11 protein-coding genes are annotated in these 13,889 nt (G+C 69.4%); 2 read left to right on the forward strand and 9 right to left on the reverse strand.

The window, feature by feature from the left end; translation table 11 throughout:
* Window positions 1-27: 27 nt before the first annotated feature.
* Window positions 28-324 (reverse strand): hypothetical protein, encoded by a 297-nt coding sequence (locus ASE22_RS24090; RefSeq protein ID WP_056365756.1) that lies wholly within the window; start codon window positions 322-324, stop codon window positions 28-30.
* A 10-nt stretch (window positions 325-334) separates the two neighbouring features.
* The gene (locus ASE22_RS24095; RefSeq protein ID WP_056365759.1) at window positions 335-3,235 is read right to left on the reverse strand and encodes a M16 family metallopeptidase; all 2,901 of its coding nucleotides are present in this window, start codon (window positions 3,233-3,235) and stop codon (window positions 335-337) included.
* Window positions 3,236-3,484: 249 nt separating this feature from the next.
* Between ASE22_RS24095 and clpB the strand changes: the two genes are divergently transcribed.
* Complete coding sequence (gene clpB, locus ASE22_RS24100) at window positions 3,485-6,064, forward strand: ATP-dependent chaperone ClpB (RefSeq protein ID WP_056365763.1); 2,580 nt, start codon at window positions 3,485-3,487, stop codon at window positions 6,062-6,064.
* Between the two features lie 107 nt (window positions 6,065-6,171).
* Here the strand turns inward: clpB and ASE22_RS24105 are convergent, their stop codons facing one another.
* The 7 genes from ASE22_RS24105 to ASE22_RS24135 all read right to left on the reverse strand — a co-directional run bounded on the left by ASE22_RS24105 (window position 6,172) and on the right by ASE22_RS24135 (window position 12,122).
* Entirely contained in the window at window positions 6,172-6,597 is a 426-nt protein-coding gene (locus ASE22_RS24105) for an Hpt domain-containing protein (RefSeq protein ID WP_056365766.1), read from the reverse strand.
* A 158-nt stretch (window positions 6,598-6,755) separates the two neighbouring features.
* A complete protein-coding gene (locus ASE22_RS24110; protein WP_056365769.1) occupies window positions 6,756-6,974 on the reverse strand; it encodes a sulfurtransferase TusA family protein in 219 nt (72 codons plus the stop codon).
* The gene (der, locus tag ASE22_RS24115) at window positions 6,974-8,338 is read right to left on the reverse strand and encodes a ribosome biogenesis GTPase Der (protein WP_056365772.1); all 1,365 of its coding nucleotides are present in this window, start codon (window positions 8,336-8,338) and stop codon (window positions 6,974-6,976) included. The genes ASE22_RS24110 and der overlap by 1 nt, the downstream gene beginning before the upstream one ends.
* Window positions 8,339-8,587: 249 nt before the next feature.
* Window positions 8,588-9,922 carry a PQQ-like beta-propeller repeat protein gene (locus tag ASE22_RS24120; RefSeq protein ID WP_056365775.1) on the reverse strand — a complete coding sequence of 445 codons (1,335 nt, stop codon included), beginning with the start codon at window positions 9,920-9,922 and terminating at the stop codon, window positions 8,588-8,590.
* A 4-nt stretch (window positions 9,923-9,926) separates the two neighbouring features.
* The gene (locus ASE22_RS24125) at window positions 9,927-10,634 is read right to left on the reverse strand and encodes a tetratricopeptide repeat protein (RefSeq protein WP_056365778.1); all 708 of its coding nucleotides are present in this window, start codon (window positions 10,632-10,634) and stop codon (window positions 9,927-9,929) included.
* A 110-nt stretch (window positions 10,635-10,744) separates the two neighbouring features.
* Window positions 10,745-11,602, reverse strand: a complete 858-nt coding sequence (panB, locus tag ASE22_RS24130) for a 3-methyl-2-oxobutanoate hydroxymethyltransferase (protein WP_056365780.1) — start codon at window positions 11,600-11,602, stop codon at window positions 10,745-10,747.
* Window positions 11,603-11,858: 256 nt separating this feature from the next.
* The gene (locus tag ASE22_RS24135) at window positions 11,859-12,122 is read right to left on the reverse strand and encodes a DUF2312 domain-containing protein (RefSeq protein WP_056365782.1); all 264 of its coding nucleotides are present in this window, start codon (window positions 12,120-12,122) and stop codon (window positions 11,859-11,861) included.
* A 191-nt stretch (window positions 12,123-12,313) separates the two neighbouring features.
* Here ASE22_RS24135 and pyk point away from each other — a divergent pair, with 191 nt between their 5' ends.
* Window positions 12,314-13,771, forward strand: a complete 1,458-nt coding sequence (gene pyk / locus ASE22_RS24140) for a pyruvate kinase (RefSeq protein ID WP_056365785.1) — start codon at window positions 12,314-12,316, stop codon at window positions 13,769-13,771.
* Window positions 13,772-13,889 lie beyond the last annotated feature (118 nt).

Here is a 13,889-nt window from a genome sequence, read left to right on the forward strand (position 1 = left end):
ACCGTCCGCGTCGAGCGGTCGATGGCTTCAGCTGCGCCGCGTGCCGGTCATCTCGGCCTTGCCGAAGGCGCCCATGGTGACGGTGCCGGTCAGCCGGTCGCCGTCGACCACCGCCTTGCCCACCAGCGTCATCGGCATCGGCTTCTTGGTCGGCATCTTCCAGACCAGGCGGTCGCCCTCGATCCGGCCGTCGATCACCGGCAGCTCGCCGATGTCGGCGACGTTGCTGCCGGTGAAGCGGTCGCCGTCGCGGACGATGGTCAGGACCGACGGCTGCTCGCCGAACGGCGCGCGGGTGACGCAGTCCCAGATCTCGGTGGTCATTGGCCGTCCCTCATTGGCCGACCGTCATCCGCTCGACCGGCAGGCCGATGTCCTTGAGCTGCGGCTCGACCTTGGCGGCGTCGCCGACGACGACCCAGATCAGGCTGTCGGGGCGGATCGCGGCGCGGGCGGCCTCGTCCATCTGGGCGGCGGTCAGCGCGCGGAAGCGGCCCGGCAGCTTCTCGTAATAATCGTCGGGCCGCTGCAGCGTATCCATCTGGATCAGCGCGCCGAGCAGGTCGCTCGAGGTTTCGAACGACCCCGGCAGCGACCGGATCTGGCCGTTGACGGTCCGCTCGCGCTCCTCGGCGTCGACCCCCTTGGTGGTCAGGAACGCCTTCATGTCGGCGAGCGCGGCCTTGATCGAATCGCCGGTCCGGTCGGTCTGCACCGGGGCGACGACGTAGAGCGGCATGGTGTCGCGCAGCGTCTGCGCCTGGGTGAAGGCGCCATAGGCCCAGCCCTTGCTCTCGCGCAGGTCCATGTTGAGCCGCGACAGGAAGCTGCCGCCGATCACCTCGTTCGCCGCCATCAGCGCCAGCGGATCGTCGACGCCCTTGGTCGGCAGCAGCTGGCCGGCCATGATGTAGCTCTGCGGGCTCTGCGGCCGGTCGATCAGCACGATCCGCGCGGGCCGCGCCATGCGGTCCATGCGGAACAGCTTCTCGCCCTTCGCCGCCGCCGGGGCGGCCCAGTTGCCGAAGCGCGCCTCGAGCAGCGGCTTGAGCTCGTCGAGGGTGGTGTCGCCGGTCACGAAGATCTTGGCGTTGTCGGGCCGGATCCAGCTCTGGTGGAAGGCGACGAGGTCGGCGCGGGTGACCGCCTTCACCCCTTCCTCGGTACCGCTGCCCGACAGCGGCACGCCATAGGGGTGGAGATTGCCGTAGAGCAGCGTCGGCAGGATCCGGCGGGCGATGCCGCGCGGCTGCGAATTCTCCGAGGCGATCCCGGCGAGGATCTGGCCGCGCAGCCGCTCGATCTCGGCCGGCGCGAAGGTCGGCCGCTCGACGATGTCGGCGAGCAGGTCGAGCGACGGGGCGAGATTGGCCTTGAGCGCGAACATCGACACATTGGTGCGGTCCATCGACGACGACGAGGCGATCTGCGCGCCGAGTCGTTCCTGCGCCTCGGCGATGCCGATCGAGTCGAGCTTGCCCGCGCCTTCGTCGAGCAGCGACAGCATCAGCCCCTGGGTGCCGAGCTTGGCCTTGGGATCGGCGGCGTTGCCGGCGTCGAACGCCACCGACACCCGCACCGTCGGCACCGTCGTGCGCCGCGCGAACACCACCTTGATCCCGTTCGACAGCGTCGTCCGCTCGACGTCGGGGAAGGCCAGGTCCTTGATGTCCTCGACCGGCGGGGGCGAGCTGCGGTCGACCGCGGCGGTCGGCTTCAGCGTCTGCGAGATCGCCGGGGCGGCCGCGCCGCCCTCGAACCGCGGGTCGCGATAATAGCGCGGGCCCATGCCACCGCCGGACGCGCCGATCGCGCTGCCCCCGGCCGCCGCCATGTCCGACGCGGTCCGCTCGCCCGGCTCGACGACCAGCCGGAAGGCGGGACGGCCGAGCCATTTCTGCAGCGCCGCCTTGACGCTCGCCGGGGTCGCCATCGCCGTCGCGGCGAGGTCCTTCTTGTACTTCTCGGGATCGTTCGAATAGACCGCGCCCTCGGCCAGCGTCACCGCCTTGCCGGCGAAGCCGCCGACGGTTTCGAGGCCGGCGATCTCGCCCGCCGCCTGCCGGGTGGCGGCGCGCTTCACCTCGTCGGCGGTCGGGCCGTTGCGGACGAACTCGGCGATCAGCGCGTCGAGCTGCTTCGCGACGAGCTTGGGGTCGACGCCGGGCTTCACGTCGGCGGTCACCTCGACGATCGAGATCTTCTCGAACTCCTGCACGCTGGCGGTCACCGAGACGGCGGTCTTGGCCTTGCGGACCAGCGCATTGTCGAGCCGCGACGAGGCGAGCCCGCCGAGCACGTCGAGGCCGAGGTCGAGCGGGATCAGGTCGGGATCGTTGAGGCCCGGCACCACCCAGTTGCGATAGATGCGGGTCTGCGCGACGCGGTCCTTCATCACCTGGTCGACCGGCGCCTTGAGCGTCGGCACCGGCACGTCGCGGCGCGCCGTCGCGGGCCCGCGCGGGATGTCGCCGAACCATTTCGCGACCTTCGCCTTCGCCGTGGCGGCGTCGATGTCGCCGGCCAGCACCAGCACCGCGTTGTTCGGGCCGTAATGCGCGCGGAACCAGTTCTTCACGTCGTCGAGACTGGCGGCGTCGAGGTCCGCCATCGAGCCGATCGTCGAGTGGCGATAGGGATGGCCGTCGGGGAACAGCGCGGCGAGCTGGGCATATTCGACCAGACCATAGGGCTCGTTGTCGCCCTGGCGCTTCTCGTTCTGGACGACGCCGCGCTGGTTATCGAGCTTGGCCTTGTCGATCGCGCCGAGCAGATGGCCCATGCGGTCCGATTCGAGGAACAGCGCCAGGTCGAGCGCGCCGGTCGGCACCGTCTCGAAATAATTGGTGCGGTCGAACCAGGTGGTGCCGTTGAGGTCGGTCGCGCCGATCGATTCGAGCGGCTTGAAGAAGTCCTCGTTGGCGTTCTCCGACCCGTTGAACATCAGATGCTCGAACAGGTGGGCGAAGCCGGTCTTGCCCGCGGGCTCGTCCTTCGACCCGATATGATACCAGACCGACACCGCGACGACCGGCGCCTTGCGGTCGGTATGGACGATCACCCGCAGCCCGTTGTCGAGGGTGAAGCTGTCATAGGGGATGTCGACCGCCTTCACGAGCGTCGCGACCGAGGCCGGCGCGGCGGCGGCGGTGGCGGGGGTGGCGGCGATCGACGGGACGGAGAGCGCGGTCGCGAACAGCAGGGCGGCGGCGGGACGGAACAGGCTGCGGCGCATTAGGGACTTTCCGGATGGGGGAAGGATTGCCGTGCAGTCTAGCCTCTGGCGCGACGGGTGCAATATGCGTGTAATACGCTTGTCGGTTGTCGGCGGTGGCTGGTCGGCGGATCGGAACGGCCGGGCGCGCCACGGCGGGCGGGCAAGCGTGCCGCGGCATGGACGAGGGGGGACGGACTTGTTTCGACGAACACTTGTGTTGCACAAAAGCCACACCATATCGCCGGACATAGAAGACAGGGATCAGGCATGAACCTCGAGAAATTCACCGACCGCGCGAAGGGCTTCCTCCAGTCGGCGCAGACCGTCGCGATCCGCAACAACCATCAGCGCATCGCCCCCGAGCATCTGCTCAAGGCGCTGCTCGAGGACGAGCAAGGCATGGCGTCCGGCCTGATCAAGGCGGCCGGCGGCGACGCGGCGACGGCGATGCGCGCCACCGACGCGGCGCTCGCGAAGATCCCGGCGGTGTCGGGCAGCGGCGCCCAGCAGACGCCGGGCCTCGACAACGACCTCGCCCGCGTCCTCGACCAGGCCGAGCAGATCGCCCAGAAGGCCGGCGACTCCTATGTCACCGTCGAGCGGATGCTGCTCGCGCTCACGCTGTCCACCACCACCCCGGCCGGCAAGGCGCTGGCCGAGGCCGGCGTGCGGGCCGATGCGCTCAACGGCGCGATCAACGAGCTGCGCGGCGGCCGCAGCGCCGATACGGCGAGCGCCGAGGACCGCTACGACGCGCTCAAGAAATTCGCCCGCGACCTGACCGCGGCGGCGCGCGACGGCAAGCTCGACCCGGTGATCGGCCGCGACGAGGAGATTCGCCGCACCATCCAGGTGCTGGCGCGGCGCACCAAGAACAATCCCGTCCTGATCGGCGAGCCCGGCGTCGGCAAGACCGCGATCGCCGAGGGGCTCGCGCTGCGCATCGCCAATGGCGACGTGCCCGACGGCCTGAAGGACCGCAAGGTGATGGCGCTCGACATGGGCAGCCTGATCGCGGGCGCGAAATATCGCGGCGAGTTCGAGGAACGGTTGAAGGGCGTGCTCGACGAGGTGAAGGGCGCCGAGGGCCAGATCATCCTGTTCATCGACGAGATGCACACGCTGATCGGCGCGGGCAAGTCCGAGGGCGCGATGGATGCCGGCAACCTGCTCAAGCCCGCCCTGGCGCGCGGCGAGCTCCATTGCATCGGCGCGACCACGCTCGACGAATATCGCAAATATGTCGAGAAGGACCCGGCCCTGCAGCGGCGCTTCCAGCCGGTGTTCGTCGGCGAGCCGACGGTCGAGGACACCATCTCGATCCTGCGCGGGCTCAAGGAGAAGTACGAGCTGCACCACGGCGTGCGGATCACCGACGGGGCGATCGTCTCGGCGGCGACGCTCGGCAACCGCTACATCACCGACCGCTTCCTGCCCGACAAGGCGATCGACCTGATGGACGAGGCCGCGTCGCGGCTGCGCATGGAGGTCGAGTCCAAGCCCGAGGAGATCGAGAATCTCGATCGCCGCATCATCCAGCTCAAGATCGAGCGCGAGGCGCTGAAGAAGGAGACCGACGCGGCGTCCAAGGACCGGCTCGACGCGCTCGAGGCCGATCTGGTCGAGCTCGAGGAACAGTCGGCCGAGCTCACCCAGCGCTGGCAGGGCGAGAAGGACAAGATCAACGCCGAGGCCAAGCTCAAGGAGCAGCTCGACGCGGCGCGGATGGAGCTCGACCAGGCGCAGCGCCGGGGCGATCTCGGCCGCGCGGGCGAGCTCAGCTACGGCGTGATCCCCGGCCTCGAGAAGGAACTGGCCGAGGCGCAGGGCGCCACCGTCGGCGCCATGCTCCGCGAGGAGGTGACCGCCGAGGACATCGCCGGCGTCGTCAGCCGCTGGACCGGCATCCCCGTCGACAAGATGCTCGAGGGCGAGCGCGAGAAGCTGCTCGCCATGGAGGAGGAGCTGGGCAGGCGCGTGATCGGCCAGAAGGACGCGATCGAGGCGGTGTCGCGCGCGGTCCGCCGCAGCCGCGCCGGGCTCCAGGATCCGAACCGGCCGCTCGGCAGCTTCCTGTTCCTCGGCCCGACCGGCGTCGGCAAGACCGAGCTGACCAAGGCGCTCGCCGAATTCCTGTTCGACGATTCGTCGGCGATGGTGCGCATCGACATGTCGGAGTTCATGGAGAAGCACAGCGTCGCCCGGTTGATCGGCGCCCCTCCCGGCTATGTCGGCTATGAGGAGGGCGGCGTGCTGACCGAGGCGGTGCGGCGGCGGCCCTATCAGGTCATCCTGTTCGACGAGGTCGAGAAGGCGCATGGCGACGTGTTCAACGTGCTGCTCCAGGTGCTCGACGACGGGCGGCTGACCGACGGCCAGGGCCGCACGGTCGACTTCTCGAACACGCTGATCATCCTGACCTCGAACCTGGGCAGCCAGTTCCTCGCCAATCTCGGCGAGGGCCAGGCGGTCGAGAGCGTCGAGGACCAGGTGATGGACGTCGTCCGCGCCCATTTCCGGCCCGAATTCCTCAACCGGCTCGACGAGATCATCCTGTTCCACCGTCTGGGCCAGGAGCATATGGGCCCGATCGTCGACATCCAGGTCGGCCGGGTCGGCAAGCTGCTCAAGGATCGCAAGATCAAGCTCGACCTCACCGACGGTGCGCGCGCCTGGCTGGGCAGGGTCGGCTATGATCCGGTCTACGGCGCCCGGCCGCTCAAGCGCGCGGTGCAGAAATATCTGCAGGACCCGCTCGCCGAAGCGCTGCTCCGGGGCGAGGTCCCCGACGGATCGACGATCACGATCGGCGAGGGCGACGGCAGACTGGAGCTCAAGGCGACGTGAGGCGGGGGGCGTCGGTCATGGCCGATGCCCCACCCCTTTCCCCACCGTCATGCTGAAACACCTTCAGCATGACGGCTATTCCTTGAGGGAGACCATCACCGAAATCGTCAGCCCTGCTTGCGGCCGAAACCGGCGGCGGCGGGGCGGCGCAGCGGCGCGGCCTGGCCGCGGGTCAGCTCGCGCTCGAACGCGCCGAGCGTCTCGATCAGCAGCGGGCGCAGCCGGATGATCTCGGCGTCGAGCTTGTCGGGGGCGCTGTGCTCCTCGACGCAGCGGCGCGCGCTATGCTCGATATGCTCGGCGAGCCGGCCGAGCGCCTCGCCGCCGAACTGCAGCGAATCGCCCTTGAGCGTGTGGGCGGGCCGGACCATCGAGACGGCGTCGCGCAGCTTGTACGCCTGTTCGACCGCGACCACGCACTTGGCGGCGTCGTCGCGATAATAGCCGAGGATCTTGGCGAAATCGCTGCCGATCAGCGCGCGCGTCTGGTCGAACGTCGTCCAGTTCACCACGCTGTTGCCGCTCTGCCCCATGTCCCGTTCCCATTCGCACTCTGGTCGATGCTGAAGCCATAGGCGAAGGCTCGTAAACGTCAGGTTACCGTAAGGGCGTTGTTTTCACCCGATTTTCCGAGATCGTTACGGTGGCGGCATATTTTCGCGCGCCGAAGCCGGACATTCGTCCGGGAAAATCAGGGCGTGACAGCCTTGCTGACGATCCACGCGGCCGATTCGGCGGCCGGGGTCACCGACCATCCCCGCTGCGCTGCGAGCGCCGCGATCTCGCCCGGCGCGATCGGATCGTCGGCGAGGATCAATACCGATTCGGCCCCGTCACGAAGCACGCGCGCCAGCCGGACCGCCGGCCAGGGACAGCGCATGCCGCGCGCGTCGAGCCGCAGCGGCTCCATCAGTCGAACGGGTTCTTCGGCGCGCGCACGGTGAGCCGGACCGGGACCGAGCCGAAGCCGAGGTCGCGGCGGATGCCGTTGACCAGGTAGCGGCGATAGCTTTCGGGCAGCTGGTCGACCCGGGTGCCGAACAGCACGAAGCTCGGCGGACGCGTCCGCGCCTGGGTCAGGTAGCGCAGCTTGATCCGCCGGCCGCCGGGGGCGGGGGGCGGATTGGCCTCGATCGCCTTCTCGAACCAGCGGTTGAGCTTGCCGGTCGACACGCGCAGCGACCAGGCGTCGCGGGTTTCGTAGGCGACCTGGAGCAGCTGGTCGATGCCGCGGCCGCTGACCCCCGAGACGGTCAGCAGCGGCAGGCCCTTAACCTGCGCGAGCCCTTCGTCGAGCGCGGTGCGGATGCCCTGGAACAGCGCGGGCGGATCGGCCGCGACGTCCCATTTGCTCAGCGCGATGATCAGCGCGCGGCCCTCCTGCAGCACCTTGTCGGCGATGCGCAGGTCCTGCGCCTCCAGCCCCAGCGTGGCGTCGAGCAGCAGCACCACGACCTCGGCGAAGTCGACCGCGCGCAGGCCGTCGGCGACCGACAGCTTCTCGAGCTTGTCCTGCACCTTGGCGCGCTTGCGCATACCGGCGGTGTCGATCAGCCGGATCGGCCGGATCTGGCCGTCGGGCGCCTTCCAGTCCCAGTCGATCGCGATCGAATCGCGGGTGATGCCCGCCTCGGGCCCGGTGATCAGCCGCTGCTCGCCGAGAATCTTGTTGATCAGGGTCGACTTGCCGGCATTGGGACGGCCGACGATCGCCAGCTTGAGCGGACCGCCCTCCTCGTCTTCGCCCGGGTCCGCCTCGTCGGTCTCCTCGTCGCGCTCGATATGCGGGCGCAGCGCCTCGAACAGGTCGACCAGGCCCTCGCCATGCTCGGCCGAGAAGGGAATCGGATCGCCCAGGCCCAGGCTGAACGCCTCGTGCACCCCGCCCTCGGTCGCCCTGCCCTCGGCCTTGTTGGCGACGAGCACCACCGGCGTATCCTCGCTGCGCAGCCAGCGCGCGATCTCCTCGTCGAGCGGGGTCAGCCCCGCGCGCGCGTCGATCATGAACAGCGCGACATCGGCTTCGCCGACGGCGGCCTGGGTTTGCGCGCGCATCCGGCCGGGGAGCGTCTGCGGGTCGTCGGTTTCGAAGCCGGCGGTGTCGATGATGCGGAAGTCGAGGCCGATCAGGGTCGCGTCGCCCTCGCGCCGGTCGCGGGTGACGCCGGGCCGGTCGTCGACCAGTGCCAGCTTCTTGCCGACCAGGCGGTTGAACAGCGTCGACTTGCCGACATTGGGACGGCCGACGATCGCGACGGTGGGGAGTATTGCCATGGGAGGGGGCCCATAGCGATATTAGGAGTCTTTTGTTAGCCCTCAAACGCCGGGCGGCCGGCATCGCCGACCTTGGCTTCCTCGCACAAGCTCGGGCGCGCGTTCGCGCTTGCTGAGCCCCGACGGGCTCCGACCCTTGGCTCTTGCGGTGGAACGGGACGCGGCAGCGTCCCGCAAGGCCGAACGGCCGCCGCGCTATCCCCGCGAAAGCCAAGGCCGGCGGACGCCGGCCGCCCGGCGCCCGCCGGCCTATCTATACGCTACCAGCCGCCCCTTGTCGGTCATCACCAGCAGCGTGTTGTCGGCCACCACCGGCGCGGCGTAGATCGTGTCGCCGAGCTTGGTGACGGTGCCGACCTTGCCGTCCTCGACCGCGACGTTGACGATCTGCCCCTCGGTGTTGGTGAGGATCAGGCGGCCGCCGGCGAGCACCGGGCCCGACCAGCCGATCGGCTTGCTCTTCTTCTTCGGGTTCTTCCAGCGGTCGAGCTTGGTCTGCCAGCGAATGCGGCCGCTGTTGCGGGCGATGCAGAGCAGCTTGGCGTCGTCGGTGACGAGGAACAGCCATTCGCCGGCGACCCACGGCGTCTCGATGCCGGCGATGTTGAGCTCCCACAGCCGCTGGCCGGTGACGATGTCCATCGCGACCATGCGGCCGCCCTGGCCGACCGCATAGACCCGGCCCTGGTCGATCACCGGCGATGCGTCGATGTCGACGAGGCTGGCGACCGAGGTGGTGATGCTGGTCCGCGACAGCGAGTCCTGCCACACCGCGCGGCCATTCTCGTAGCGATAGGCGCTCAGCTCGCCCGACGAGAAGCCGGCGATGACGGTGCCCTGGCCGACCGCCGGGGCGCCGACCCCGAACACGGCGGCGTTCTCGAGGCTGGCGCTCGCGGTCCAGATCTGCTCGCCATTGCCTTCCTTGAGCGCGAAGAGCTGATTGTCCTGGCTCATCACATAGATGGCGTCGCTGCCGATCGAGGGCGCGCCGCGCAGCGGGCCGCCCGGGCGCACCTTCCACAGCTGGTTGCCGGTGCCCGCGTCGAACGCGGCGGCATCGCCGACGCCGTTGGTGGCATAGACCTTGCCGTTGCCGTAGCTGACGCCGCCGCCGAACAGCGACGACTTGTTGCCGCCCTTGTCCGAAAGGGTCGCGGTCCAGACGGGGGCGCCGCTCTTCAGGTCATAGGCGTGGATCTCGGCATCGACGTCGATCACATAGACGCGGCCGGCGCCGACCACCGGCCCCGCGGCGAGCCGGGCCTTCTTGGTCGATCCGGCGATCTTCCGGTCCCAGGCGACGCCGAGCTGCTGGCCGAGCGCGACATGGCCCATCGACTTGGTGGCGTTGCCGCCCGGCTGCGCCCATTCCGGGTTGACCTGCTCGGGGGGCACGGTGACGGGCACCACCTCCAGCGTCGGATCGACCTCGGCCCCGGTCTCCGCGGTCAGGATCGAGATGCGCTGGCCCAGCACCGGAGTCTTGGGCTTCTTGCCCTCGCCGCCGCCGAAGATGCCGCAGCCGGCGAGCATCGTCGTCATCGCCAGCGCCGCGGTGAGCGCCATGAGCTTCCGGTTCATCCGATCAATCCTTGTCAGCGGGGGCGGCGGCGGACGCGGCGTCGACAGTGACGCCGAGGCTGGTCGCGAGGCGCGCGGCTCGGGTCCGCAACGTGTCCGGCATCGTCTTGTCGCGGGCGATGGCGGCGAGCAGCCGGCCCGCCTCCGCGCCGCGGTTGGTCTGGATCAGGGCGATCGCGGTCATCTCGCCCGCGGCGCCGAAGAAGGCGTTGCCCTCGACCGTCAGCGGCTTGAGCCGGTCGATAACCTGCTGCGGCTTCAGGCCGTCATATTCGAGCAGGGTCTGGCGGATCAGCGAGATGTCGCGATAGGGCTGGGCGACCGTCTCGTCGGCGGCGATGCCGGCATAGATGCCGATCGCGCTCTTGGTGTCGCCACGTTCGGCGGCCAGCGTCGCCTTGGTCAGCAGCGCCGCCACCCGGTAGCCGGGGCCGCCCTCGGCGACGAGCCTGTCGATCTTCTTGGCGGCCTCGGTCGCGCGGCTGGCCTGCACGTCAGCGATCAGCGCGCCCATCTCCTCGCCCTGCGCCTCGGCCTTCTTCTCGGACGCCTGGCGCCAGTAGAGGAAGCCGGCGAGCGCGAGCAGGAGGACGAGCAGCACGAGCAGGCCGATCCGTCCATAATGCCGGACCATGGTCTGGAGCTGATCGCGGCGCAGCTCGTCGTCGACCTCGCGCAGGAAGGCTTCTTCGGTGGGCGGCGTGGAGGCCAAGCATCTTCTCCGAAACTAGGAATGCCGGCTCTATTAGCGAGCCGCGCCGTCGGGTGCCATAGCCAATAGATATGGCGGGTGAACGGAGCCCGTGGTTGTCGGGCCGGCGCTCACGGCTTGGGCTGATAGGTCTGGTCGACCGTCGGGAAGGCGCGCGCGCGGACATCGGCGGCATAGTCCGCCACCGCCGCGTCGATCCTGCCCGACAATTGCTCATATTTCTTCACGAAGCGCGGCACCCGGTCGAACATGCCCAGCATGTCGTCGATCACGAGGACCTGGCCGTCGCACTGCGCCGATCCGCCGATGCCGATCGTCGGCACGTCGATCGCGCGCGTCATCTCGATCGCCAGCGGTTCGACCACGCCCTCGACCACCACCGAGAAGGCACCCGCCCGGGCGACCGCCTTGGCGTCGTCGATCAGCCGGGCATATTCCTCCTGGGTGCGCCCGCGCGCGCCATAGCCGCCCAGCGCGTTGACCGCCTGCGGGGTGAGCCCGACATGGCCGACCACCGGGATGCCGCGCGCGGTCAGGAAGGCGATCGTCTCGGCCATCGCCGCGCCGCCCTCGAGCTTGACCGCCGCCGCGCCGGTTTCCTTCAGCACGCGCGACGCCGAGCGGAAGGCCTGTGCGGGGCTTTCCTCATAGGAGCCGAACGGCATGTCGACGATGACGAGGCTGTGATAGCTGCCGCGCACCACCGCGGCGCCATGCGCGATCATCATGTCGAGGCTGACCGGGATGCTCGACGGCAGGCCGTAGATCACCTGGCCCAGGCTGTCGCCGACCAGCAGCATGTCGCAATGCGGATCGAGGATCTGCGCCATCCGGACCGAATAGGCGGTGAGCATCACCAGCGGCACCTTGCCCTTCGCGGCGCGGATCGCGGGCACGGTGAGCCGCTTCATCGGCGCGGGGGTCGGATTGGCGCGGCTGGTGGCGGTGTCGAGCTGGAAGGTGGACATTTTGGTTGGGCCCTCAAGCGCCGGGCGCCGGACGTCCGTCCGGCTTGGCTATCCTCGCATAAGCTCGGGCGGCCGTTCGGCCTTGCGGGCTCTGACGAGCCCGTTGCCTAGGCTGATGGGCGGCGGGGGTCAAATCGCTCTTCCCCCAGCCGTCACCCCAGCGGAGGCTGGGGTCTCGGGCGAGGAGCGGTCCCCTCGTCTCCCGAGATTCCAGCCTTCGCTGGAAGGACGGTCATTGCGTTGGTGAGGGACTATCCTAGATCATCCCCAGCGCGGCCATGTAGGTCTCCAGGACCATCGCCTCTTCCTCGTGCTCGCCCTTCTTCTTCTTGCGGATCGAGATGAGCTTGCGCACGATCTTGGTGTCGTAGCCGCGGCCCTTCATCTCGGACATGACGTCCTTGATGTCGTCGGCGATGCCCTTCTTCTCTTCCTCGAGCCGCTCGACCCGCTCGACGAACAGGCGCAGCTCCTGCGCCGCGATGCTGCCCTTGTCTTCGGTCGTGTCGGCTTCGGCCATGATTCGCGTATCCCTCGATGTGCGTGAAGGCGCAGGCTGTAGAGGCAGGCGCGCGGGGGCTCAACGGGGAATCGGCGAAGCGCCCGATGCGGCGAACCATGACAGGGCGGCGACGGAAGGGGTTGCCATCTCGGCGCCAGATTCTATCCCGAGGTGCTCCTGAGACCTCTCACCGAGAAGCGGAAGCGCACGTGGACATCCAGATTCCCCCCCGTCAGCGCAAGGTTCGCGTGCTCGCCACGCTGGGTCCGGCGAGCAGCTCGCCCGAGATGATCGCGAAGCTGTTCCGCGCGGGCGCCGACGCCTTCCGCATCAACATGAGCCACGGCGGCCATGAGGACAAGATCCCGATCGTCCAGGCGATCCGGGCGATGGAGAAGGAGCTCGGCCGCGCGACGACGATCCTGTTCGACCTGCAGGGCCCGAAGCTCAGGGTCGGCAAATTCGCCGACGGCTCGGTCCAGCTGGCGACCGGCCAGGCCTTCGTCCTCGACCGCGATCCCGCGCCGGGCGACCTGCACCGGGTGCAGCTGCCGCACCGCGAGATCTTCGAGGCGCTCGAGCCCGGCGCGCGCCTGCTGCTCGACGACGGCAAGCTGGTGCTGCGCGTCCGCACCGTCCATGCCGACCGGATCGAGACGCTGGTCGAGGTCGGCGGCGCGCTGTCGAACAGCAAGGGGCTGAACGTCCCCGACGTGATCGTGCCGATGGCGGCGCTGACCGAGAAGGATCGCCGCGACCTGACCTTCGCCTGCGATCACGGCGCCGACTGGATCGCGCTGAGCTTCGTCCAGCGGCCCGAGGACGTCGCCGAGGCGCGCCGGCTGATCGGCGGCAAGGCGGCGCTGCTCGCCAAGATCGAGAAGCCCGCCGCGGTCGAGCGGCTCGACGAGATATTGGAGATCGCCGACGCGGTGATGGTCGCGCGCGGCGACCTGGGCGTCGAGCTGCCGCCCGAGCGGGTGCCGCCGATGCAGAAGCGCATCGTCGAGACCGCGCGACGGATGGGCCGGCCGGTGGTGGTCGCGACCCAGATGCTCGAATCGATGATCCAGTCGCCCAGCCCGACCCGCGCCGAGGTGTCCGACGTCGCGACCGCGATCTACGACGGCGCCGACGCGGTGATGCTGTCGGCCGAATCGGCGAGCGGCCAGTGGCCCGAGGAGGCGGTGGCGATGATGGACGCGATCGCGCGCTCGGTCGAAAGCGATCCCGGCTATGCCGCGCGCCTCCACTTCACCCAGACCCACCCCGACGCGACCACCGCCGACGCGCTCGCCGAGGCCGCCGCGCAGATCGCTTCGACCGTCTCGGCCAGCCTGATCATCTGCTTCACCCTCTCGGGCTCGACCGCGCGGCGCATCGCCCGCGAGCGGCCGTCGGTGCCGCTGCTGGTGCTCACCCCGAAGCTTGCCACCGCACGGCGCACCGGGCTGCTGTGGGGCAGCCATTCGGTCCGCACCCGCGACGTCGCCAGCTTCGAGGAGATGGTCGGCAAGGCCAAGCGCATGGCGCTGCGCCACAAGCTCGCCAATGCCGGCGACCGCATCGTCGTCGTCGCGGGCGTGCCGTTCGGGACGCCGGGATCGACCAACATGATCCACGTCGTCCGGCTGACGGGCGACGAGCTCAAGGGTTATTCGGGATAACCCGTCCACGCTCGGGCCTCGGCACCCGATCGCGCGGGGCCGTCGCCCGGTAATTTGGCCGGCCGGCCGAATCTCGTTGGTGGGCCGGCCAGCAGCCGGTTCGCCGGTCCCCGTCTCT

Source organism: Sphingomonas sp. Root720, assembly GCF_001428605.1.
In the GTDB taxonomy this organism is placed as follows: domain Bacteria; phylum Pseudomonadota; class Alphaproteobacteria; order Sphingomonadales; family Sphingomonadaceae; genus Rhizorhabdus.